This window comes from Halovulum sp. GXIMD14793 (genome assembly GCF_054457435.1).
Map to the genome: position 1 here is coordinate 1 of NZ_JBTLNE010000018.1, position 23,482 is coordinate 23,482.

The 23,482-nt window shown below is 59.3% G+C and carries 25 protein-coding genes; 17 read left to right on the forward strand and 8 right to left on the reverse strand.

The genetic code is table 11. The features are described from left to right. Nucleotides 1-621 (reverse strand): hypothetical protein (locus tag ACW9UQ_RS06675; protein ID WP_458930294.1); only part of this gene is annotated, 621 nt, incomplete at its 3' end. A gap of 89 nt (nt 622-710) precedes the next feature. Here ACW9UQ_RS06675 and ACW9UQ_RS06680 point away from each other — a divergent pair. From ACW9UQ_RS06680 to upp, 7 genes are read left to right on the forward strand one after another with little or no spacing between them, the layout of a single operon-like run. Next, complete coding sequence (locus tag ACW9UQ_RS06680; RefSeq protein WP_458930229.1) at nt 711-1,109, forward strand: cytidine deaminase; 399 nt, start codon at nt 711-713, stop codon at nt 1,107-1,109. Continuing rightward, nucleotides 1,102-1,860 (forward strand): deoxyribose-phosphate aldolase, encoded by a 759-nt coding sequence (deoC, locus tag ACW9UQ_RS06685; protein WP_458930230.1) that lies wholly within the window; start codon nt 1,102-1,104, stop codon nt 1,858-1,860. The genes ACW9UQ_RS06680 and deoC overlap by 8 nt, the downstream gene beginning before the upstream one ends. Continuing rightward, complete coding sequence (deoA, locus tag ACW9UQ_RS06690) at nt 1,860-3,167, forward strand: thymidine phosphorylase (protein ID WP_458930231.1); 1,308 nt, start codon at nt 1,860-1,862, stop codon at nt 3,165-3,167. The genes deoC and deoA overlap by 1 nt, the downstream gene beginning before the upstream one ends. Before the next feature lie 24 nt (nt 3,168-3,191). Next, the gene (locus ACW9UQ_RS06695; protein ID WP_458930232.1) at nt 3,192-3,779 is read left to right on the forward strand and encodes a hypothetical protein; all 588 of its coding nucleotides are present in this window, start codon (nt 3,192-3,194) and stop codon (nt 3,777-3,779) included. Then, a complete protein-coding gene (locus ACW9UQ_RS06700) occupies nt 3,776-4,975 on the forward strand; it encodes a phosphopentomutase (protein WP_458930233.1) in 1,200 nt (399 codons plus the stop codon). Before ACW9UQ_RS06695 ends, ACW9UQ_RS06700 begins: the two co-directional genes overlap by 4 nt. Further along, nucleotides 4,972-5,967, forward strand: coding sequence for an adenosine deaminase (locus ACW9UQ_RS06705; protein WP_458930234.1), 996 nt, complete (start codon nt 4,972-4,974; stop codon nt 5,965-5,967). The genes ACW9UQ_RS06700 and ACW9UQ_RS06705 overlap by 4 nt, the downstream gene beginning before the upstream one ends. Next, nucleotides 5,964-6,596 carry a uracil phosphoribosyltransferase gene (gene upp / locus ACW9UQ_RS06710; protein ID WP_458930235.1) on the forward strand — a complete coding sequence of 211 codons (633 nt, stop codon included), beginning with the start codon at nt 5,964-5,966 and terminating at the stop codon, nt 6,594-6,596. The genes ACW9UQ_RS06705 and upp overlap by 4 nt, the downstream gene beginning before the upstream one ends. A 234-nt stretch (nt 6,597-6,830) precedes the next feature. On the opposite strand, the gene tsf is transcribed toward upp, so the two are convergent. Together tsf and rpsB are read right to left on the reverse strand one after the other, a co-directional pair. Next, entirely contained in the window at nt 6,831-7,706 is an 876-nt protein-coding gene (tsf, locus tag ACW9UQ_RS06715; RefSeq protein ID WP_458930236.1) for a translation elongation factor Ts, read from the reverse strand. A gap of 106 nt (nt 7,707-7,812) precedes the next feature. Then, the gene (rpsB, locus tag ACW9UQ_RS06720; protein ID WP_458930237.1) at nt 7,813-8,640 is read right to left on the reverse strand and encodes a 30S ribosomal protein S2; all 828 of its coding nucleotides are present in this window, start codon (nt 8,638-8,640) and stop codon (nt 7,813-7,815) included. A 198-nt stretch (nt 8,641-8,838) separates the two neighbouring features. Here rpsB and ACW9UQ_RS06725 point away from each other — a divergent pair, with 198 nt between their 5' ends. The 9 genes from ACW9UQ_RS06725 (at nt 8,839) to ACW9UQ_RS06765 (ending at nt 15,118) form a co-directional block, all read left to right on the forward strand. Then, a complete protein-coding gene (locus tag ACW9UQ_RS06725) occupies nt 8,839-9,726 on the forward strand; it encodes a PfkB family carbohydrate kinase (RefSeq protein ID WP_458930238.1) in 888 nt (295 codons plus the stop codon). Beyond that, nucleotides 9,723-10,661, forward strand: coding sequence for a pseudouridine-5'-phosphate glycosidase (locus ACW9UQ_RS06730; protein WP_458930239.1), 939 nt, complete (start codon nt 9,723-9,725; stop codon nt 10,659-10,661). The genes ACW9UQ_RS06725 and ACW9UQ_RS06730 overlap by 4 nt, the downstream gene beginning before the upstream one ends. 34 nt (nt 10,662-10,695) lie before the next feature. Further along, a complete protein-coding gene (locus ACW9UQ_RS06735) occupies nt 10,696-11,409 on the forward strand; it encodes a DUF502 domain-containing protein (RefSeq protein ID WP_458930240.1) in 714 nt (237 codons plus the stop codon). Beyond that, nucleotides 11,409-12,017, forward strand: a complete 609-nt coding sequence (locus ACW9UQ_RS06740; protein ID WP_458930241.1) for a LysE/ArgO family amino acid transporter — start codon at nt 11,409-11,411, stop codon at nt 12,015-12,017. Before ACW9UQ_RS06735 ends, ACW9UQ_RS06740 begins: the two co-directional genes overlap by 1 nt. A gap of 195 nt (nt 12,018-12,212) precedes the next feature. Continuing rightward, entirely contained in the window at nt 12,213-12,677 is a 465-nt protein-coding gene (locus ACW9UQ_RS06745; RefSeq protein WP_458930242.1) for an SspB family protein, read from the forward strand. 9 nt (nt 12,678-12,686) lie between these two features. Beyond that, entirely contained in the window at nt 12,687-13,241 is a 555-nt protein-coding gene (locus ACW9UQ_RS06750) for a class I SAM-dependent methyltransferase (RefSeq protein ID WP_458930243.1), read from the forward strand. A 59-nt stretch (nt 13,242-13,300) separates the two neighbouring features. Further along, nucleotides 13,301-14,695, forward strand: coding sequence for a class II fumarate hydratase (gene fumC / locus ACW9UQ_RS06755; protein ID WP_458930244.1), 1,395 nt, complete (start codon nt 13,301-13,303; stop codon nt 14,693-14,695). Further along, nucleotides 14,695-14,871 carry a DUF4169 family protein gene (locus ACW9UQ_RS06760; protein WP_458930245.1) on the forward strand — a complete coding sequence of 59 codons (177 nt, stop codon included), beginning with the start codon at nt 14,695-14,697 and terminating at the stop codon, nt 14,869-14,871. The genes fumC and ACW9UQ_RS06760 overlap by 1 nt, the downstream gene beginning before the upstream one ends. Further along, nucleotides 14,849-15,118 (forward strand): ribbon-helix-helix domain-containing protein, encoded by a 270-nt coding sequence (locus ACW9UQ_RS06765; RefSeq protein WP_458930246.1) that lies wholly within the window; start codon nt 14,849-14,851, stop codon nt 15,116-15,118. Before ACW9UQ_RS06760 ends, ACW9UQ_RS06765 begins: the two co-directional genes overlap by 23 nt. Nucleotides 15,119-15,148: 30 nt before the next feature. Here the strand turns inward: ACW9UQ_RS06765 and ACW9UQ_RS06770 are convergent, their stop codons facing one another. The 3 genes from ACW9UQ_RS06770 to ACW9UQ_RS06780 are packed head-to-tail and all read right to left on the reverse strand — an operon-like array spanning nt 15,149 to nt 18,534. After that, nucleotides 15,149-16,522 (reverse strand): cytochrome P450, encoded by a 1,374-nt coding sequence (locus ACW9UQ_RS06770; RefSeq protein ID WP_458930247.1) that lies wholly within the window; start codon nt 16,520-16,522, stop codon nt 15,149-15,151. Then, complete coding sequence (locus tag ACW9UQ_RS06775) at nt 16,519-17,733, reverse strand: hypothetical protein (RefSeq protein ID WP_458930248.1); 1,215 nt, start codon at nt 17,731-17,733, stop codon at nt 16,519-16,521. Before ACW9UQ_RS06775 ends, ACW9UQ_RS06770 begins: the two co-directional genes overlap by 4 nt. A 57-nt stretch (nt 17,734-17,790) precedes the next feature. Then, on the reverse strand, nt 17,791-18,534 hold the full coding sequence (locus ACW9UQ_RS06780; protein WP_458930249.1) for a cytochrome c biogenesis CcdA family protein: 744 nt from the start codon (nt 18,532-18,534) through the stop codon (nt 17,791-17,793). A gap of 117 nt (nt 18,535-18,651) precedes the next feature. Here ACW9UQ_RS06780 and ACW9UQ_RS06785 point away from each other — a divergent pair, with 117 nt between their 5' ends. After that, a complete protein-coding gene (locus ACW9UQ_RS06785) occupies nt 18,652-18,885 on the forward strand; it encodes a sulfurtransferase TusA family protein (RefSeq protein WP_458930250.1) in 234 nt (77 codons plus the stop codon). Nucleotides 18,886-18,985: 100 nt separating this feature from the next. Here ACW9UQ_RS06785 and ACW9UQ_RS06790 read toward each other — a convergent pair whose 3' ends face one another. Both ACW9UQ_RS06790 and ACW9UQ_RS06795 read right to left on the reverse strand, forming a co-directional pair. Beyond that, nucleotides 18,986-19,789: a cyclin family protein gene (locus ACW9UQ_RS06790; protein WP_458930251.1), complete on the reverse strand. Its 804-nt coding sequence runs from the start codon at nt 19,787-19,789 to the stop codon at nt 18,986-18,988. A 140-nt stretch (nt 19,790-19,929) separates the two neighbouring features. Beyond that, the gene (locus tag ACW9UQ_RS06795) at nt 19,930-23,346 is read right to left on the reverse strand and encodes an indolepyruvate ferredoxin oxidoreductase family protein (RefSeq protein WP_458930252.1); all 3,417 of its coding nucleotides are present in this window, start codon (nt 23,344-23,346) and stop codon (nt 19,930-19,932) included. Nucleotides 23,347-23,482 lie beyond the last annotated feature (136 nt).

Here is a 23,482-nt window from a genome sequence, read left to right on the forward strand (position 1 = left end):
CACCCGCAGAAGCGCGCCGGACGCTTGAGCAATTTGAGGGCTCCGCGCCCGGCGCGCTTGCCCAAAACGAAACCAACGAATATGAAAACCAGACCCGCAGACTCTCGTTATGAATGAGGAAGCCTCGGGGGGCAGGTCAGCAGTCATGCCGATTTGCATTTTATCAACGTCAAAAAGCTTCGGCGGCATCATCACGACCAACCGACCGCGATCATCTTCATCCATATATTTATCAAGATTACCCCTCAGAAACTTATTGAGGTTTGTCTGCCCCATGAGGCTTTTGAGAATGTAGATATGGCAGTACTCACAAAGGTCATCCGGATGATTGTTCAGAATGAATTGCTTGTCGTCTCGGACGACGCCCAGGAACCAATGCTCAGGCAGATCAAAAGTCACATTCGCAAACTGACGCCGATCGGCCGTTGCGCAGGTTGCAAAAAGAACACCAGCAACCAGAAGAAAGCGAAACATCATAGCCCCCACAAGATGAATCTGTACTTCGTCTATCTTTCGTCTGCCCGGGCGTAATTTCAAACCAATCCCGAAAAGGACACCGCGTTCGGCGATTCCTGGCTTGGCATGAGCGCCTGTTTGCTCTGCAAGACAGTCTTGAGCCATGGAAGCCGCTTTGAGCAGTGAGCCGGCCCCTTGCATCACCCAGCCCGTGCAGCGATAGTCGCGTCAAACCAATGGTGGAGGGCTGAACCATGTCGCTGTTTGATGCGGCGAAGGCGGTGCGCGAACAGGCGTATGCGCCCTATTCCAATTTCAAAGTGGGCGCTGCGATCCGCACCAGCACAGGCGCGGTCTTCACTGGCTGCAATGTCGAAAACGTCGCCTATCCCGAAGGCACTTGTGCCGAGGCCGGAGCGATTGCTGCTATGTGTGCTGCAGGGGAACGCACCATTGCCGAGGTTCTGGTGATCGCCGACAGCCCGGTGCCAATCTCACCCTGCGGCGGCTGCCGTCAGAAACTGGCGGAATTCTCTGGCCCGGATGTGCCGGTCACTTTGGCCGGTCTTGCTGGTGCGTTGACCAGCACCACCGTCGGCGAACTGCTACCCGGCGCCTTTACCCCGGATCATCTGGAGGACACTGATGACTGATCGCGATATTGCCGCCCGCGCACTGGCCTGCCTGGACCTGACCAACCTGAATGATGATTGCACGGCAGAGGACATCTCGGCCCTTTGCGACCGGGCCAATACGCCCCACGGACCAACAGCAGCGATTTGCATCTGGCCGCGCTTTGTTTCCCATGCCGCGCCGATCCTGCGCGGAACCGGCATCCGCATCGCCACAGTGGTTAACTTTCCGACCGGCAATGAGGATGTCGAAAGCGTCACCGCAATGACCGAGCAAGCCGTCGCCGATGGCGCGGATGAGATTGACCTGGTCGTTCCCTACACGCAATTGATGGAGGGCAAACCCGAATTCGTTGCCTCGCGTGTTGAGCGGGTGAAACAGGCGGCAGGCGCCGCCCGGGTCAAGGCAATCCTTGAAACCGGCATTCTGGAGGATGAAAATCTTATCCGTCAGGCCTGCAAGATGGCGCTGGAGGGCGGCGCGGATTTTCTGAAGACCTCGACCGGCAAGGTCCCTGTCAATGCCACGCCCGAGGCCGGGCGCATTCTGCTCGAAGAAATCAAGGCCAGCGGCCAGGCTTGCGGGTTCAAACCGGCTGGCGGGGTCAAGACCACCGCTGACGCTGGCGTCTATCTGGGCCTATGCGATGAAATCATGGGCGCTGGCTGGGCCACGCCCGAAACCTTCCGCATCGGCGCATCCGGTGTGCTGAATGCGCTGCTGGCCACACTGGACGGCGCAGACGCCCCGGACGCAGGCGAGGGTTACTGATGCTGGCAACAGAAGTTCTGGCCAAGCGGCGCGATAAACAACCGCTGACCGATAAGGAAATCCAGTTCTTTGTCCGCGGTCTGACGGACAAAAGCCTGTCCGAGGGACAGGTCGCCGCCTTTGCGATGGCGACCTATTTCAACCCCATGTCCCGCGCCGAGCGTGTGGCCCTGACCGAAGCGATGCGCGACAGTGGCACAGTCCTGCAATGGGACTTGCCCGGGCCGGTTCTGGACAAGCATTCCACCGGCGGGGTTGGCGATAATGTCAGCCTGATGCTGGCCCCTGCCCTTGCGGCCTGCGGTGCCTATGTGCCGATGATCTCGGGCCGGGGACTGGGGCATACCGGCGGCACACTCGACAAATTCGACAGCATCCCCGGCTATCGCACAATCCCCGATCTGGACCTGCTGCGCAAAGTCACGGCAGAGGTCGGCTGCGCCATCGTCGGCCAGACCCCTGATATAGCACCTGCGGACAAACGCTTTTATTCCATCCGCGACGTGACCGCGACTGTGGAAAGCATCGACCTGATCACCGCCTCGATCCTGTCCAAGAAACTGGCCGCGGGGCTGGATGCGTTGGTGCTGGACGTCAAGGTCGGCACCGGGGCCTTTATGGCCACGGCCGAGGACGCGATGGGGCTGGCAAAATCACTGGTCGATGTCGCCAATGGTGCGGGCTGCAAGACCACCGCGCTGATCACCGATATGAACCAGCCGCTGGCCTCGGCTGCGGGCAACGCGCTGGAGGTGGCCAATGCAATCCAGTTCCTGAAGGGTGAAGAAATCGACAACCGCCTTTGGGATGTCACCGTTGCATTGGGCGGCGAAGGTCTGGCCTCCGCCGGGCTGGCCAAAGATGCGGCCGAGGGTCGGGACAAGATCACCAAAGCCTTTCAGTCCGGCCAGGCGGCTGAGATTTTCGGCCGCATGGTTCATGCTTTGGGCGGCCCCCCCGATATTCTGGAAGATTACCAAACCCACCTCGCCGTCGCCCCGGTGGTCGAGGAAATCTACGCCGAAACCGAAGGCTTTATCACCGCCATCGACGCCAAAGCCGTCGGCCTTGCCGTCGTGGAACTGGGCGGCGGTCGCCGCGTCGCATCCGACAAAATCAACCCCGCGGTCGGCCTTGACTGGCTGGCCGAGATCGGACGGCACGTCGATGCCGAAACCCCGATTGCCCGTGTGCATGCCGCGAAGGCCGAGGATGTGGCGGCGGCCAAGGCAAGGTTGTTGAACGGCTACACAGTAGCGAGCAAACCTGCCGAAGAGGCCAGTTTGGTTAAGGAAAAAGTAGGATGAGCCTGCCAATTGGAGCAATTAGGCATGAAGCGCTTTTTTAGCAGTGCCAGAACCATGGCAATGATAAGCGGCTTGGCGCTTGCGTCCCCGGTGATGTCGCATGCTGCAGAGTGCCGTTATAGCTTTGGCAATGTGTTGGCGGCACGGCCAAGTGTATCGGTGGTTTTGCCCTCAGAACATGCGGAATTTGACGATATCGGTCTCTCGCTCGTGAGCATATTTCTGCGCAACCAGTCCGTTGACTGCAAACTAGCAGAAGAAATTCAGTTCTTTGGCGCGAATTCTGTAGGCATACAAAGTTTAGAAGAATTTCGCGGTCGGCATCCTGACATGGAAAAGAAACTGCGCGAGTACATAACTTCGAACTACCCAGATCAGGATGTCGAATTTTCTTTCTATGATCAAATCAACGACAGCATTCACACGCGCATTTTCGAAGTCCGAATGGACAATGGACTGGGGTTCGTCGACGGCCATACATTTATAGAACCTGGTTTGACGGCGTGGTCATCATGCAAGGTCGATCTCAGGAGAAGCGATGCCCTTGCGAGAGCTCGAATGATCGTGTCCGGACTGAGCAACACCAAAACCATACCGGAGTGCCCCCAATGACCCGCGCCTTTCTCCTTGTTCTCGACAGTGTCGGCTGCGGCGGTGCGCCGGATGCCGCTGATTTCAAGGATGCCGGGTCCAATACGCTGGCCCATATCGTGCAGGCTTGTGCGGCAGGCCGCGCGGATGAGGGGCGGAGCGGGCCTTTGCATCTGCCCCATCTGGATGCGCTAGGGCTTGGGGCGGCAATCCGGCTGGCCTCCGGCGCAATGGTGCCGGGGTTGCAGGCGGAGCCGACGGGCATGTGGGGGGCGGCGACGGAGGTGTCGAAGGGCAAGGACACACCTTCGGGCCACTGGGAGCTGGCCGGTGTGCCGGTGCCCTTTGATTGGCATTATTTTCCCCAAACCATCCCTGCCTTTCCGCAAGACCTGACCGATACGCTGATCGAACGCGCCAATCTGCCGGGCATTCTGGGCAACAAGCATGCCTCGGGCGTGCCGATCCTCCGCGAATTGGGCGAAGAGCATATGCGGACTGGAAAGCCGATCTGCTATACCTCAATTGACAGCGTTTTTCAGATAGCGGCGCATGAAGAGAGTTTCGGCCTCGATCGGCTAATGCAGGTCTGTGAGATCGCCGCCGAACTGGTGCATCCCATAATGGTGGGCCGGGTCATCGCGCGGCCCTTCATCGGCACGGGACCAGAGGATTTCGAACGCACCGCCAACCGCCGCGATCTGGCCATTGCCCCGCCGAAGCCGACAATCTGCGACCGGGTGGTCGCTGCGGGTGGCCAGACCCACGCCATTGGCAAGATCAGCGATATCTTTGCACATCAGGGGATCTCCCGCGTGCTGAAGGGAAAGGATGACATGGCGCTGGTTGACCAGACGCTCGTGGCCATGGACGAAGCTGAAGACGGCGACCTGATCTTTGCCAACTATGTCGAATTTGACAGCAAATACGGCCACCCCCGCGATGTTGCTGGCTATGCACGGCATCTTGAGGCCTTCGATGCAAGAATGCCGGAGCTACTGGGCAAAATGCGCGAGGGCGATCTGATGATCCTGACCGCTGATCACGGCAACGATCCGACATGGAAAGGCAATGACCACACAAGGGAACGCGTCCCGGTTCTGATGGCCGGGGCTGGCACCGGCAGTTTCGGACATTGCGGTTTCGCCGATGTCGGGGAAACGGTTGCGGCGCATCTGGGACTTGCACCCGGCAAACATGGAAAGACTTTGCTATGACCAATTGGAACGCCCTGCCCAAACTGGAGTTACACCTGCATCTCGAAGGGGCTGCACCGCCCGACTTCATCCGGCAGATGGCCGCAGAAAAAGGCATCACGCTGGACGGTGTCTTTGACGATCAGGGCAACTATGCCTGGTCGAATTTCGCCGAGTTTCTGCAAACCTATCACAAGGCCTGTTCCGTCCTAACCGGCCCGGAAGAGTTCCGCCGCCTGACCGAGGCCGTGCTGGAAAAATCCGCCATCGACGGGGTGATCTATACCGAGCTTTTCATCTCCCCCGATATCTGCGGCGAAGGCGATGCAGAGGCCTGGAAGGACTATCTTGCCGCCATTCTGCAAGGGGCAGCCAATGCCAGGGCGGCGCACGGCATCGAAAGCCGCTTTGTCTCAACCGCCATTCGCAATCTCGGCCCCGAAAAGGCGCTGAATGCGGCCCATATCACGGCAGAGACGAAATCCGCTATGCTGACCGGCTTTGGCATGGGCGGCGAGGAACGTGATTTCACAGCTGCCGATTTCGCCCCTGCCTTTGCCCTGGCCGCCGAAGCAGGGCTCGGCATCACCAGCCACGCCGGAGAGCTCTGCGGGCCGCAAAGCGTGCGGGACACTCTGGATCACCTGCAGGTCGATCGCATCGGGCATGGCGTGCGAGCAATCGAGGACCCCGAACTGGTGCGGCGCATCGCCGACGAGGGCGTGGTGCTGGAGGTCAATCCGGGCTCCAACATCTCACTCAGCGTCTTCGATAGCTGGCGGGACCATTCTATCGACAAGTTGCGCGCTGCGGGCTGCAAGGTCACCGTCTCTACCGATGACCCGCCCTATTTTCATACCGACATGCCACGCGAATATCGCAAACTGTCCGAAACATTCGGCTGGGGTTCGGCAGAGTTTCTTGATATCAACCTGACCGCCGCCGAAGCTGCCTTTTGCGACGCGGACACTCGCGCGCAGCTGATCGCCCGACTGAAAGAGGCCTATTCATGAAAGATCACCTGACCATCGTCGATCACCCGCTGGTGCAGCACAAACTGACGCTGATGCGCGAAAAGGCGACCTCCACCGCTGTCTTCCGGCAGCTGCTGCGCGAGATCAGCCACCTGCTGGCCTATGAGGTCACCCGCGATCTGCCGATGACGACCAAGGATATCGACACGCCGCTGACCGAGATGGAAGCTCCGACCCTGAAGGGCAAAAAGCTTGCACTGATCTCCATCCTGCGCGCCGGGAACGGGCTGCTTGATGGTGTGCTGGAACTGATCCCATCGGCCCGCGTCGGCTTTGTCGGCCTTTACCGGGACGAAGAAACCCTGCAGCCGGTGCAATACTACTACAAAGTACCGGCCGAGATGGACAACCGCGTCGTAATTGCCGTCGATCCAATGCTGGCCACCGGCAATTCCTCGGTCGCGGCGATCGATCTTTTGAAAAAATCAGGGGCCACAGATATCCGTTTTCTCTGCCTGCTGGCGGCCCCCGAAGGTGTTGCCCGCATGAAAGAAGCACATCCGGATGTCCGAATTGTCACCGCCGCACTGGACGAGAAACTGAACGAACTCGGCTATATCGTCCCCGGCCTCGGCGATGCCGGCGACCGCATGTTCGGAACCAAATAGCGCCGCCTTCCGGCGGCAAGACGTCCTTTGGCCTTCGGCCCGAGCCTGCCGGCGGCCCCCTCCGGGGCGGCCCTGCCGGGGGCGGATATTTGTGGAACAATGAAGGTTGAAGAGCCATTCCTCTCCTTCATTGTTCTCAAAATATCCCCGCCGGAGGCATGGCCCGAAAGGGCCATTCAAATAGAAAAGGCGAACCCAACGGAGTCCGCCTTTTCTCAAGCTATCGAGAGATACTTAGCCGCCCATGGTCTTGGCGACCTCGGCTGCGAAGTCCTCTTCCTCTTTCTCGATGCCTTCGCCAACGGCCAGGCGAACGAAACCGGTCACTTCTACGTCGGCTTCTTTGGCAGCTTCGCCGACGGTCACGTCGGGGTTGATGACGAAGCTCTGGTTCAGCAGAGTGACTTCCTCATAGTATTTTTTCATCCGGCCGACGATCATCTTTTCGATGATTGCATCAGGCTTGCCGCTTTCACGGGCCTGTTCGGTCAGGACGTTCTTTTCGCGCTCGACCAGTGCCTGATCAAGGTCATGCTCGGACAGGGAGGCGGGGTTGGTCGCGGCAATATGCATGGCAATCTGCTTGCCGATGCCATTATCACTGCCCTTCATACCGACCAGAACGCCGATCTTGCCCATGTCTTCTGCAGCCGCGTTATGGACATACGAGGCCACGCTGTCGGCCTCGATCACTTCCATACGCCGCACGGACATGTTTTCGCCGATAGTCGCGATCTTGTCAGTAACAACGTCTTTGACCTGCTTGCCGTCCAGCGACGCTTCCAAAAGGTCCTCAACGCTTGAAACGCCCAAAGCGGCCTTGGTTATAGCAGCAACCATGGCCTGAAAATCAGCATTTTTAGCAACGAAATCCGTCTCGGAGTTGACCTCAACCGCAACACCTTTGCCGCCATCGACGGCAACACCAACCAAACCTTCGGCTGCTGTGCGCCCGGATTTCTTGGCCGCAGTTGCCAGACCCTTGGTGCGCAGCCAGTCAATGGCGGCTTCCATATCGCCGCCGGTTTCTGTCAGCGCTTTCTTTGCGTCCATCATCCCTGCGCCGGAAACTTCGCGCAGTTCCTTTACCTGAGCTGCGGTGATAGCCATCATCGCCTCCTATCGTTATGGCACCGGTATTCCGGCACCTGCTCGTTCAGAATCATTGTCGGGTTCCGCGTAATGCGGAACCGCGACGCTTGTGTGACGGAACCGATTACTCAGCCTTGGCGGCTTCGGCTTCTGCCGGGGCGGCTTCGGTCGCGGGTGTCTCTTCGGTCACGGCCTCTGGCTCGGCGGCAAGCGCCTCTTCAGGGGCTGCTTCCATTTCGCCCAGATCGACACCGGCAGCACCCAGCTGCGCAGCCATGCCGTCAATCGCCGCCAAAGCGATCAGATCGCAATAGAGCGCGATGGCGCGGGCGGCATCGTCATTGCCCGGGATCGGATAATCGATATCGTCCGGCGAGCAGTTGGTGTCGAGAACCGCGATCACCGGGATACCCAGCTTTTTCGCCTCGGCCACAGCCAGCGCCTCTTTGTTGACGTCGACTACGAACATCAGATCCGGCACGCCGCCCATTTCAGCAATCCCGCCCAGGGATGCCTGCAGTTTGGTCTGCTCGCGCTCCATGTTCAGGCGCTCTTTCTTGGTCAGGCCTTCGGCCCCGTGCTCCATCTGCTCATCGATATTTTTCAGACGGCTGATGGAGGCGGACACGGTTTTCCAGTTGGTCAGTGTGCCACCGAGCCAGCGGTGGTTCATGTAGTACTGAGCCGACCGTTCAGCGGCCTCGGAAATCGCTTTCTGCGCCTGACGTTTGGTGCCGACGAACAGGATACGCCCACCCTTGGCCACAGTTTCACGAACCACGTTCAGCGCCGCGTCCAGCAGTGGGACGGTCTGGGTCAGGTCGATGATATGAATGCCATTGCGATCACCATAGATATACTGACCCATGCGCGGGTTCCAGCGATGTGTCTGGTGGCCAAAGTGAACGCCGGCTTCCAACAGCTGGCGCAAAGTGAACTCAGGAAGAGCCATCTTCGTTTTCCTTTCCGGTTTTGCCTCAGCGGGGAGTAAGGCTTTCGCCCAACCGGTGGACCTTTTGAGGATGTCTCCCCCAATGGCCGCGACCCCGCCTGTGGATTAAGTGAGGGGCGTTTAGGCGGTTTCGGGTCAGGTTGCAACCCTGTTTCGCACAGATTGACGACCGGCAGCGCTTTGGTCATGAGTAGCGCCATGGAAAACCTGCCTCAGACCCTTTGTATCGGCTCGGCCCTTTGGGACACGATTGCCCGTGCTTCCGATCCGCTAGCCCCCGGCGGCGATGTGCCCGGCCGTATTGCGCGACAGCCCGGCGGGGTTGCGTTGAATGTGGCGATGGCGCTTGCGGCCAGGGACGTCAACGTGGCGATCCTAAGTGCCGTAGGGCGCGACACGGATGGCGATGCGCTGCTAGCCGCCACGACGACGCATGGCATCGACTGCCGCTATGTCGCGCGCGGGACGTATCCAACCGACAACTATCTGGTGCTGGAATGTCAGGACGGCGAAGTGTTTGGCGCAGTCGCTGACTGTCATTCATTGGAGGCGGCGGGCGATACCGTTTTGTCCCCCTTGCGCGATGGCCGCCTGGGCGAAGCCTCAATGCCGTTCGGGCGCACCATGATTGTCGATGGCAACCTGTCCGAGGCCACCTTGCGCAGCTTTGTCGATTTCCGCGACAGCAAAGCCGCCGACTGCTATTTCGTACCCGCAAGCCCCGGCAAGGCAGCAAGGTTGAAATCCTGCCTTCAACAGGTTGATGGCACGCTGTTTGCCAATCGGATCGAGGCTGAAATCCTGTGCGGGCAGAGCTTTGCCGACAGCAAGGCCGCGGCACTTGGCATCAACGCCCTCGGCGCGGCGGCAATCATCACTGACAGCGCGCGCGCCGCGACCTATGCGAACGGCGATCAGGTTATCTCCAGAACGCCCCCAGATGTTTCCGTCACCTCTGTCACGGGCGCAGGGGACGCTTTTCTTGCCGGGTTTGTCGCCGCCAGCATCGCAGGCGAAGGCAACGCGGCCTGTCTTGAGGCCGCTATCGCAACGGCTGCCGCTCATATTAGCCGGGATATATCATGACCCTACCGATGACCTTTTCCCCCGAAGTCGCTGACGCGCGCGCCAAAGGTTTGCCGCTGGTCGCGCTTGAAAGCACCATTATCACCCACGGCATGCCCTACCCGCAGAACCTGATCACCGCCGTGGCCGTCGAGGGTGAGGTGCGCGACCAGGGCGCCGTGCCTGCCACCATCGTTGTGATCGATGGTCAGCTTCATGTCGGCCTGACCTCGGACCAACTGGAGGCGTTGGCACAGACCGACAGGGCGGCCAAACTGTCGCGCGCCGATTTGGCGGTGGCGATGGCGCGCGGGATCACCGGGTCAACCACGGTGGCCGCGACGATGATTGCCGCACATTTGGCCGGAATTGAGGTGTTTGCCACCGGCGGGATCGGCGGTGTGCACCGCGGCGCGGAGCAGAGTTTTGATATCTCGGCCGATCTGCAGGAACTGGCGCAGACGCGGGTATCTGTGGTCTGCGCCGGGCCCAAGGCCATTCTGGATCTGCCTAAAACGCTTGAGGTTCTGGAAACTCTTGGCGTGCCGGTGATCAGCGCGGGACAGGACAACTTGCCAGCATTCTGGTCACGCGACAGCGGGCTGAAGGCCCCGCTGCGACTGGATAATGTGGATGAGATCGCGAAAGCGCATCGGATGCGGGCCGCTTTGGGTCTGCCGGGCGGGCAGCTGATCGCCAATCCGGTGCCCCAAGCCGATGAAATTCCGCGGGATGTGATGGTGCCGAATGTCGAGGTTGCCCTGGCTGAGGCGAAACGACGCGGCATCGCGTCCAAGGATGTCACCCCCTACTTGCTGCGGCGCATATTCGAACTGACCAAAGGTAAATCACTGGAAGCAAATGTTGCCCTGATCCGCAACAATGCGCGACTTGCCGCTGAAATTGCGATTGCCTTGAACAAGTTGCCGGTTGCACCTTCGTCAGCAGCAACCTAGGTTTTCCGCTGATCCTTGCTAAAGGTACCCCAAAATGGCCAAGCGCCCTGCGCCCAAGGCGCGTAAGAAAAAACGAAGCACCAAGCCGACGGTGTTCCAGCGGTTCCGGACAAATTTCTTCACCGGGCTGGTCATCGTTGTGCCGATCTTCCTGACCATCTGGTTGGTCTGGACCCTGGTCAATTTCGTCGATGCGCGCGTGTTGCCGCTGGTGCCATCAATCTACAATCCGGCGACTTATATTGGCCGTAATATTGTCGGCGCAGGTGTTGTGATTTTCGTTGTGTTCACCGCCTTTGTCGGGGCGCTGACCAAGGGGCTGTTCGGGCGGCAGTTGATCCGTTGGGGCGAGAGCATTTTTGACCGCACGCCGATCATCCGCTCCATCTATAACGGGGTGAAGCAGATCGTCGAAACGATCCTGAGCCAATCCAATTCCTCGTTCAAACAAGCCTGTCTGGTGGAATATCCACGCAAGGGGATTTGGGCCATCGCTTTTGTTTCGACTGATACCTCTGGCGAAATTCCCGGCAAAGCGGGGGAGGCCGATATGGTCTCGGTCTTTCTGCCGACCACACCAAACCCGACCTCTGGCTTTCTGCTGTTCGTGCCAAGGCGCGATATCGTCGTGCTGGATATGAGCACGGAAGAGGCGGCGAAGCTGGTCATCTCCGCCGGTCTGGTCGTGCCGCCAACCGAGGAAGAGATCAAGGCGGGCCGCCGCCCTGCCCCGGCGAGTCTCGGCTGATGCTGGGCGCTGCCGTTACAGGCTATGCAACAACGATATCGCTGATCCTTGCAATCGGTGCGCAGAACGCATTTGTGCTGCGTCAGGGGCTGCGGCAGTCGCATGTTTTTATCGTCTGCCTGATCTGCGCATTATCAGATGCCCTTCTGATCACCGCAGGTGTCGCGGGCTTTGGTGCGATGACCGCACTTTGGCCCAAACTGCCCGTCTATATGGCCTGGGCGGGCGCGATTTTTTTGTTTGCCTATGGTGCATTGCGTTTTCACGCGGCCTGGCGCGGCGGCGAAACTCTAGAGGCCGGCGGTCCACCTGAGCCCTTGGCCCGCGCGGTTGCCATGTGTCTTGCGATGACCTGGCTGAACCCGCATGTCTATCTGGATACGCTGGGTCTGATCGGCGCGGTTTCGACCAAGTTCATCGGCACTGAAAAGCTTGTCTTCGGTTGCGCGGCGGTCGCCGCCTCGTTCAGCTTCTTCTTCGCCTTAGGTTATGGTGCGCGGTTGCTGGCACCGGTGATGCGCTCGGAAACCGCATGGCGCTGGCTGGATATTGGCATTGGTATCCTGATGTGGATCCTCGCGATCGTCCTGATCCGAAGTGTGCTGTAGTTTCGGGGTGCTGAAAGCGTCATGTAAGGACCCTCAGGGATCAAGCCCCTCAACGGCGGCTGCGCAATCCGGCCACTTTGGTCTCGGTTTGATCTGTCAGCAGCACCTTGTAAGCAAACCCGGTAATACCGGTTGCAGAGGGTCCTTTTCACGGGGCCACAAGGTGCTATGGTGACGCATGGATAAGGACGGCGCATGACAAAGCGATTCCACTACGGACATCTGATGCACAAGGCGATGCAGAGCCTTGTCGCCGAAGTTTTGGGCGAAGTTGCTGAACATGGCCTGCCGGGCGAACACCATTTCTTTATCGCCTTTGACACCCGCCATCCCGGCGTCGATATGTCCGATGCACTGCGCGAAAAGTACCCCGAGGAAATGACCATCGTCCTGCAACACTGGTTCGACGGGCTGGCCGTCATGCCAGATCGGTTCACGGTCACGCTGAATTTCGGGGATGTGCCTGAGGTATTGGTTGTGCCGTTTGATGCTATGAAGACCTTTGTCGATCCATCCGTTGAGTTCGGCCTGCGCTTTGACGGGATGGAAGATACCTATGATGAGGGTGAGGTGGCCGAGGATGACGACGAGACCGACGAAACACCGCCGGATGATGAAGGTGGCGATGTCGTCAGCCTCGATAAATTCCGCAAACATTGACGGCACTTCATGCGTGACAATCTGATTTTTCTTGGCCGCATGGCGCGGCGTCCAACCCGGATCGGCGCGGTAGCTCCATCGGGCAAAGCTTTGGGCAGGGCGATGGCCGAGGGGCTGGAACCCGATAGCGGCAATATCGTTGAATACGGGGCGGGCACAGGTACAATCACCCAAGCCCTCGTGGATCGCGGCGTCAAACCTGAAAACCTGTGTGTCTTCGAAATTGATCCGGTTTTGCTCAAGCGTCTGAACCAACGGTTCCCGACCCTGGATATCCGCGACCTGCCAGCGCAGCACATCGCACAAGCTCCGTTTGATCAGGTTGATACCGTCGTTTCCTCCCTGCCGCTCTTGTCCTTTTCGCGGGAGTTGCAGCATGAAATCCTCAGCGCCACCTTCACGGCCCTGCCGAAAGGTGCGCCGATGGTGCAGTTCACCTATGCGACCAAGCCGCCGATCCCTGCCCGTTTCATCGAAGAGTTCGGCCTAAGCGTCGAAAAGCGGCGGCGAGTCTTTCTGAACATGCCCCCTGCCACGGTGTTTGTCTTCCGTCAGTCCGCCTGAGACTCGCCACCCGTCGCAGAGCGCGCTATAGCAGCGCAAACATCATGACGGAGGCCCAGATGACCGAGACCCGCACCGAAACCGATAGTTTCGGACCGCTGAAAGTTCCTGCAGAGAAATACTGGGGTGCGCAGACGCAGCGCAGCCTCAAGAACTTCCCCATCGGTTGGGAGACCCAGCCGGTCGCTATCGTCCGCGCGCTTGGTGCAATCAAGCAGGCCGCAGCCGTGGTCAATATGGATCAGGGGAAACTGCCGAAGAAGCTGGGACGCGCGATCGTCAAGGCAGCGGGCGAGGTTTATAAGGGCAAACTTGACAACAACTTTCCGCTGGTGGTCTGGCAGACAGGCTCTGGCACGCAGTCGAACATGAATTCCAATGAGGTGATCGCCAACCGCGCCATCGAAATACTGGGCGGTGAAATCGGATCAAAGGACCCGGTGCATCCAAACGATCACGTCAATATGTCCCAGTCGTCCAACGACACTTTCCCCACAGCCATGCATATCGCCATTGCGATGATGGCGGCAGAAGTGACCCTGCCCGGCCTGCGCAAACTGCACGAGGCGCTGGCGGCTAAGGCGAAGGATTTTGCCAAGATCATCAAGATCGGCCGCACCCATACGCAGGATGCGACGCCTCTGACACTTGGCCAGGAATTCGGCGGCTATGCCTATCAGGTGAAACAGGGCATTGCCCGCGTTGAACAGGCGCTGAAGAACATCTATCCGCTGGCCCAAGGCGGCACCGCCGTTGGCACCGGCCTGAACACCAAGAGAGGCTTTGATAAGGCCTTCGCTGCCGAGGTCGCCAAGATCACCGGCCTGCCCTTCAAGACCGCCCCGAATAAGTTCGAAGCACTGGCCGCGCATGACGCCTTGGTCGAAATGTCTGGCGCGCTCAAGACCGTGGCTGCAAGCCTGTTCAAGATTGCCAACGATATCCGCCTGCTGGGCTCCGGCCCGCGCTGCGGCCTTGGTGAATTGATGCTGCCCGAGAATGAACCTGGCAGTTCGATCATGCCCGGCAAGGTCAACCCGACCCAGTGCGAGGCTTTGACCCAGGTCTGCGCCCAGGTGATGGGCAATGACGCCGCCGTCGGTTTTGCCGGATCGCAGGGGCATTTTGAGCTGAATGTCTATAAGCCGATGATGGCCTATAACGTGTTGCAATCGATGCAGTTGCTGGGCGATGCGTCGGTGGCCTTCACCGACAATTGTGTTGTGGGGATCGAGGCGGATGAAGACCGGATCTCCAAACTGATGTGGGAAAGCTTGATGCTGGTGACGGCTCTGGCGCCCGAGATCGGCTACGACAATGCCACCAAGGTTGCCAAGACAGCCCATAAGAACCGCACAACGTTAAAGGAAGAGGCGATCCGGCTGGGCTTTGTCGATGAGAAAACCTTCGACCGGGTGGTGCGGCCCGAAAAAATGATCGGACCCAAGGCCTGATGGCCAAACTGGTCAATCTGCGCCGGGCCCGCAAAGACAGGGCCCGGCAGGAGCGCCGTGACAAGGCTGCGGCGGCGGAACCGGTGACGCGGCTCGATCTGTCCGAACGCAAACGGCTGGCGGCGGAAAAACTCCGCATAGAGCGGGATCACGATGGCCACCGCCACGAAGATTGATCCACAACGCCCGGTCAAGCATTCGCTGACCCTGCGGGGGCACCGTACGTCTGTCTCGCTGGAGGATGCGTTCTGGCGCGCCTTTCTCGAGATCGCCAAGCGCGAAAACCGCGCGATCAACGACCTAGCAGCCGAGATTGACGCCGCCCGCGGTACCGAATGCGGTCTCGCCTCGGCTATAAGGCTGTTCGTGCTGGCGGACCTTCAGAAGATGGTGGGTTTCACCCACCCTACAGACCTGCCGTAAATGTAGGGGGGGTGAAACCCACCATCCTTCCTACCCACGCGGTGCGACCTTCAGCCAGATACCGTCTTTTGCTCTAACGGTCAGATGATGCACCGGCTGTGGTTTTCGCTCCTTGACCGGTGCAAACTCCAGCTCGCGCAGCAGGATTGCCAGCAAGATCACCCCTTCGGCCATAGCAAATCCCGCCCCTGGACAAACCCGGCTGCCGGACGAGAAAGGCAGATAGGCCTGCCTTGCCACTTCCTTGGTTTCGGGACGCGTCCAGCGCTCCGGATCGAACTGATGTGGGTTATCCCAGATGCGTTCATGGCGCTGCAGATGCCAGGGCGACACAATCAGCAAGGACCCTTTTCGGACCTTGCGCTGGCGAAACTTTTCGGGCGCAATTGCCTCGCGGGGCAGCATCGGTACTGGCGGGTAGAGCCGCAGCGCTTCGCGAAATACATCCCGCACGAACGGTAGCTTCCGCAGCACACTGAAATCGGGCGTCCCCTCCCACGCCGCCCGCGCCTCTGCCGCCGCCCGCACCTGCACTTCCGGGCATTCCGCCAACATGTAAAGCGTCCAGGACAGTGCCGCTGCCGAGGTTTCGTGCCCGGCCAGAAAGAAAATCGCCACCTGATCCACCATCTCGGCGGTATCGAACACCTGCCCTGTCACCGGATCAGCAGTGGTCATGATTTTGGTCGTCAGATCGTTCGGCGCGGTCCCCGCCGCGATCTCAGCCTGTCGCGCCTCGGTCATCCTTGTGATCAGCTCCCGGATCACTCGCGCATTCCGCCGCGACGCCCCCGATCGCCAACGCGGCACCCATCGGGGTAGTTTCAAAAGCGACAGGATGTTGATCAGGGGTTGCGAGGATTGATAAGCGCGAAAGGCATCGAACACCGCCTTGGCCTTTTCATCCTCAATCGGCCGGGAAAACAAAGTACGGAAGATCACGTCTGCCGCGCAATGGCTGGTCTCAAACTCCATCTCGACCTGCCCCGATTGCGCCTTCAGCCGCGCCAAACAACTTTCCCCTGCCGCCACCATCGCGGCAAAACTGTCGCGCAGCTTGCCTCCTTCAAAAGCCGGGTCGATGATCCGGCGTTGACGTTTCCAAACCTCCCCATTGGTCACGAAAACCGAATTACCCAGCAGCAGAAACAGCGTGTCATGGATGATCGAAGTTTTGGGGAAATCATCGGTCCGTTCCTCCAGCACCAGTTTGACCAGCTTGGGATCATTGATCAGGAAGCTGTCAAACAGAACAAAGCGCTGCTGTGCCATCCAGGCGCTGTAAAGCCGATGCGGCAGGGATGAGAACATATCCTGCCGGGCCGCCCGCAACCGATACCAGGCCCCGGCCTTGTCCGGTCGGCTCTCTGGCATCGCCGGGGTAAAGAGCTTTTTCTCGGTCATGGCGCGCGGTCCGTGTGGCGGGAGGCAATGGAGTTGCGCATTTGCTTACTGGGCTGGATATCGGCGTAGCGGGCCGCGAGGGTCACCGGCCCTGCCGTGATCTGGAAATAGTCATAGTGCCGCGGCTGGTCAAAGGCATAGAGATACTGAAAATGCCTCCGGAAATAGGAATGCCTTGGGCTGTTGCGCTGCTTGCGCGACAGCGTCTGGCTAAAGGCAGCTGAGACGACCTTGGGATTGCGCTGTGCAGGCGGGGCCACACCGCTTTGCGCCACCGGATCACAAAGCGCGAAACAGGCCCCATCTGAAGGCGCGCTGACATCCAGCCAGTCCAGATGCGGGTGCAGTGCCATGAAATTCAGATCGCTGCGCATCTGCCTGGCACCGGCGTGAAAGCTCTCATATGGGATGACCTGCGCCAGGGTCAGCAGGGATAGTTTCTGGTTCGGGGCGCGCCGCAAGGCCTCGGCCACCACCGGGATCGATAGGCAGGTGCCAGCTGAATGCGCCACGACCAGCACCTCATCGACCTCTCCTGCCGACATCACCTCGGCGATCCTGTGGGCGAATTGCTGTTCGCGCTCTTTATAGACGTTCGGCTTGCTGCGCCCGCGGGTGATACCGAACGCGCCGATGAACAGAAGATAATAGATCATAGTGCGCAGATCATAGCGTCTAAGCCAGACCATCCCACCCAATGTCAGCGCCAGCGCCCCGGGCACGGCCCCGGCCCATCCTGGTTGACCGAACAGGCGCGCCACACCGCCCCCAAGCGCCGCACCAAGCCAGAGCCCGAGGACAAGTTGCGCCAACAAAGCAGCATAGGGGTAAAGTGTGGCGATAATGATCTGCGGCCGCGCCCGATACCATGCCCGCACCGCGCCCGAGGCAAAGCCGAACCAAAGCGTTGACAGCATGATCCAGATCGCCCGGGGTGTCGATTGCCCCATCGCTTTGCGGACCAGATCGGACCAGTCCAGAACCTCGACCAAAGTTTCGGTCTGCTGGCCATCAATATGGGTGCTGACAGACCAGGCATAATTGCCCGCCTGCCGATTGGCCGCCTCCACACTGATCTGGTAGCCGCTGATCCCGGCTTGCAATTCCGCCTCGGCCCGGTAGAGCTCGCGATACTTGCGAGGGGCCACCGGATCGAAACCGGGGATGTAAAAAACGTGGCGGCGGTGCACCTGGACTGCGCGATCGGTCATGACACTTCGGATTTGCGTTTGGGGCAATCTAAGCGCTCGGACTGCAAAGGGAAAGCGTCAGCCTAATGTGGTCAATCCGGGGAAGGTATCCAGCAGCCAGTTTGAGATCCAGGTAAAGACGCCAAAGGCCATCATCAGACCAACGATCAGCAGCATCAGACCCATGGCCTTTTCCACCTTGCCCATATGCTGGCGGAACCGTGTCATCGCAGACATGAACCGATCCAGAAAAATCGCGGCCAGCAAAAACGGCACACCCAATCCCACTGCATAGCTCGCCATCAGCGCCACCCCCCGCCCGACAGAGGTTTCCTGCGCTGCCAAAGATATGATCGCCCCCAGGATCGGTCCAATGCAGGGCGTCCAGCCGAATGCAAAAGCAAGGCCAAGAACATAGGCGCCAAAGATGCTGCCAGACCGGTCACCGGCATCAATCCGCGCCTCACGATAGAGCAACGGGATACGCAGGATGCCGAGAAAATGCAGACCAAAAACAATGATCATGACCCCGGCAACGATCGAAAACTCTCGTTGGTACTGCATAAACATCTGGCCCAGAAAGGACGCGGTGAAACCCAGAAACAGAAAGACGGTCGACAGCCCCAGCACAAAGAAAAGTGCCGCAGCAATCACACTGCGGCGGCCCGCCCCCTCTGCCTTGATATTGGTACCAGCCATATAGGCCAGATAAGGCGGCACGATCGGCAGGACGCAGGGCGACAAAAAGCTGACAATGCCTGCCATCAGCGCAACAAACAGCGCAGGCAGAAGTGAGGCGTCAAAGACGTCGATACCGAACATGCAGACCTTTTTTCATAGCATTGGTCAAACCTGTCTATAGCGCAGGCCTGCGGCGGTCACCCGACAATCTGTCACATTCACGTGGACAGGCGTAACAATCATGGATAGCCAACGCATATGAACTGGGATGCTGAACTTGATGCCACCGGGCTTTTGTGCCCCCTGCCCGTCCTGAAGCTGCGCAAGCGGCTTGAGGGATTAACCGCTGGTCAAGTCATGCGCCTGATCACCGACGACCCGGCCGCTTTGGTGGATGTGCCGCATTTCTGTGCCGAACAAGGCCATGAGATACTGGCGCAGGAGGAGGAAGGATTCCCGCGTCAAATCTGGCTGATCCGGCACAGTAAATAACTCTACCCGTCGACATTGGGCTATTACCGGCCAGATCATTCGTCGCGGATCCACATCATGCTTCGAGACAAATCTGCCCCGCAGCGTATCCCACACGACATCAATCGAAATGGCAAAACGGCGGGCGCGGCACAGAGTTGCGAGAAAGATCGCCCTCCCCGAACCATCCTGCCCCCATGGCAACAAACTGTAGTTCAATACCCAACCAGGCGTTTTGAGTCTGCTGGGCATAGGTTGTGCTGGTGATCTCGGGCAACGCAGGCGTTAACCCACTCGCCCCAGGTTCACACTTGATGTGCTTGGCATTGGCCCGGATGAGCGCATCAAAATGCTTCGTCCATAAGGCATGCTCAGCAAGGATCACCGGGATTTGCGCAACATCGGCACATTCCCCTTGCGTGTAGATTATGCCCGGCGGCGTTCTCAGTGGGCTATCGGAAAAAAACGAAAGCTCACCAGATAGAATAGATGCGACGAGGAAACGCAGGTACTCGTGATTGACCTGATCTTTGGACCAGCCGCAGCGCTCCTGCAGCTGTTTGAATAAAATGCTGCTTTCAATAAAACATCCCGGGTCTTCCGGCGCGAATTCAGCTATTTTTGAAAGGCCTTCAACCACTTCAGGGTCGGACATAGATATCTGGCTGACAATCTTAGGCAGTTCAATCCGGCAAATCGCAGGGGACAGGACAACCCAATCGCCGGTTGTCGTGTTGGTTGGATTGTTTCTGGCCGCATCCGCAAAGCGATCGATCTGTTCGATGGAAAACCCCGCATCTTTGGCCGCCGCATTGGTCGCGGGTCCGATCGCGCATCCCTGATCTGCATAAAAGGCCAGAAGCGCCGCATCATCCGCGTCATCAGCCTGCGCAGCAGCACCAAATACTGTCAGGCAGAGCGGCACTAGGCAACGTATCATAAAATCACTTGGTCGCATTTTTGTCCTTGCCTCGTCGCCTTGACTTACAGCAGTTTGATTTTTCTCTATATGCTCAAGTTATGCGGTTGCTGCGGCGAACACAAAACCGCTTGCATCCTGCACATCTATTCAGCAGCGGCAGCTTGTGGTGTGCCGCCCTGCCGGATCGCTTCCAATAGTTCAGCACGCCGCTTTGCCGCTGCGTCTGCATGCGCCTCTTTGACCGGTCCGAAACCTTTGATTTCCAACGGCAGTTCGGCAAGGGCAATACAAAGATCATGCGTTTCCGAAGTCAGGGCGGCCTCGACCTCATCCATATCGCGTTCAAACTCTGTGATCAGCGCGCGCTCCATCTTCCGCTCGGCGGTTCGCCCAAAGATATCAAACCCCGTTCCGCGCAGGCGCTTCATCTTCGCCAGCATACGGAACAGGGGCAAAACCCATGGGCCAAACGCACGCTTCTTAGGGCGGCCATTGGCATCCTTGCCGCCCGGCATTGGTGGGGCCAGATGGAACGACACCTTTCCATGCTGGCTGAATTGCGCATTCAGGCCATCCTCCAGATGCGCCAGATGCAGCCGTGCCACCTCATATTCATCCTTATAGGTCAGCAGCTTATGATAGCCTTTGGCCAGCGCCTGCCCAAATTCCGCATCCACGGCGGTGGCGTGGGCCACGCGGGCGCGGAAGCGGGCGGTAAGATCTTCGTTCTGGTATTCGGTCAGATGCTCCGCAAACCGGTCCAACAAGGCCTCTGGCGTTTCCGGCTTTGCCTGCTCCTCAACCAAGGCAGCTGCCGCCTGGTCGGGGAAGGCCACCGACCAGCGCCCCAGCGCAAAGGCATCAAGGTTCCCCTCAACCCCTGCCCCATTCAGCCGGATCGCTTGTTCCAGCGCCTCCCGGCTAAGCGGCAACAGCCCCGCCTGCCAGGCCGCGCCCAGCATGGTCACATTGGCATATATCGCATCGCCCAGCAGCTTTTCAGCCAGCCGTGTCGCCTCCAGCAGGGAAACGGCATCTTCGCCAACACGCGCCCGGACCGACAGTGCCAGCCGGTCCGTGGGCAACTGGAACGCGCCATCGCGGGTAAAGTCACCGGTGATGATCTCGTGCGAGTTGACCACGGCCCGGGTCCGTCCACGTGCCATCAAACCCAGCGTCTTTGCCCCGGCCGTCACCACCAGATCCCCGCCAATCACGGCGTCGGCCTCTCCTACCGCCACGCGAATGGCTGAGATATCCTCGGGCTTTTCCGCGATCCGACAATGGATATGCACGGCACCGCCCTTTTGCGCCAAACCCGCCATCTCCATCACGCCAGAGCCTTTGCCCTCAAGATGCGCGGCCATGCCGATCAGCGCCCCAACGGTGACAACACCGGTGCCGCCTACCCCGGTCACCACGACATTATGCGTCCCATTGATTGCGGGCAGCGCAGGCTCTGGCAGATCCGGCAGATCCATCGCCTTTGCCTCGGCCTTGCGCACAACAGCGCCCTGAACGGTAACAAAACTGGGGCAAAACCCGTTCACACAGGAAAAATCCTTGTTGCAGGAGGATTGATCAATCCGGCGCTTGCGGCCCAAAGGCGTTTCCAGCGGCAGGACTGAGACGCAATTGGACTGAACCCCGCAATCGCCGCATCCTTCGCACACTGCTGGATTGATAAAGATCCGCTTGTCCGGGTCCGGAAACAGACCGCGCTTGCGACGTCGCCGCTTTTCCGCGGCACACGTCTGGATATAGATCAACGCAGAAACGCCGGACGTCTCGGCCAGCTTTTCCTGCACCGTCATCAGCTTGTCCCGCGTGTGCAGTTTCACAGCAGGGGGGAAGGCGCTCAGATCGACGTCTTCCTTTTCGTCATAAACCCCGACAACGGTTTTAACCCCCATCGCCACCAGTTCAGCGGCAATTTGCTGCGGGGTCAGCTCGCCCTCATTTTCCTGACCACCGGTCATGGCCACCGCATCGTTGAACAGGATCTTGTAGGTAATGGTGGTGCCCGCAGCGATGGCCGCCCGGATCGCCAAAACGCCGGAATGGTTATAGGTCCCGTCGCCCAAATTCTGGAACACATGACCGCGCTTGGAAAACGGCGCCTCGCCGATCCAGTTGGCCCCCTCTCCGCCCATATGGGTGAAACCCTGGGTGTCGCGGTCCATCCACTGTACCATATAATGACAGCCAATCCCGGCATAGGCGCGGGACCCATCCGGCAGCTTGGTCGAGAAATTATGCGGACAGCCCGAACAGAACCAGGGGGTGCGGGTCGCAATCTCTTCTGCGTTGTCGTTCAGCCGCGCTTCCTGCAGGGCGGCGTGTTTGGCGCGCAGGGTGTCCGTTGCAATGCCCTCAGCCTCAAGCAGCCCGCCCAAACGGTCCGCGACAAGAACCGGGTCCAGCGCACCCTTGACCGTGAACAGAACCTCGCCATTCTCATGCTTCCAGCCGATGACCCGGCGGCCCTGTCTGTCATCAAAGAGGGCTTCCTTGATCTGTACCTCGATCAGCTTGCGCTTTTCTTCGACGACGATGATCAGGTCCAGACCTTCGGCCCATTCGCGGAAACTGGTCATGTCCAGCGGCCAGACCATGCCAACCTTGTAAGTGGTCACGCCCAGACGCGCGCATTCTGCCGCATCCAGCCCCAAAAGCTGCAACGCATGTGCGGTGTCGAGCCAGCTTTTGCCCGCCGAAACAATCCCGATCTTCGCGCCGGACTTGCCATGCATCCGCTTGTCGATGCGATTGGCCCGGCCAAACGCCTCGGCCGCGAACCGCTTGTGATCATGGAGCCGCGCCTCCTGCACAACCGGGGTATCGGCAAGGCGGATATTCAGGCCGCCAGGGGGCATCTCAAAATCAGTTGGCTGGACGATCTGCATCCGGTCCGGGCGACCGTCGACAACCTCGGTCACTTCGATCGTGTCCTTGACGCATTTCAGCCCGACCCAACACCCGGAATAGCGGGATAGTTCCCACCCCAAAACACCGTAATCCAGCAACTCCTGCACACCGGCAGGGCTGAGGATCGGCATCAGCGCATCAACAAGCGCAAATTCCGAGTGGTGCAGAACGGTCGAGCTTTCCCCGGTATGGTCATCGCCCATGGCCACCAGAACACCGCCCAGATCGGCGGTCCCAGCCATATTGGCATGGCGAAACACATCGCCTGTGCGGTCAACGCCCGGCCCCTTGCCGTACCAAAGGCCGTAAACCCCGTCATGCGTTCCTTCGCCGCGCAAATGCGCCTGCTGCGTGCCCCATAGGGCCGTTGCGGCAAGATCCTCATTCAGGCCGGGATTAAGCACGACATCGCTGGCAGACAGCTGCTTTTGCGCCCGTGCCATCTGCAAATCAACGGCCCCAAGGGGGGAGCCGCGGTATCCACTGACATATCCGGCCGTATTGTGCCCTGCGGCGGTATCCCGTGCCTTTTGCATCAGCATCAGCCGCACCAACGCCTGCGTGCCACTTAGCAGCACATGATCTTTTTCAAGGTCGTAGCGGTCGGACAGTGATACCGATTGCAGTCCCAATTCATCCCCCTGTTTTATGGTTGCTGAAAATCCTAGGGCCGAGCGATACCGCCTCCAAGTAAATTTGGGGCCTGCGCTACAAAAAGCAATGATTGCACGGGATTGTTGCGCCCCGCGCAATTCCGTGCTGAATCAG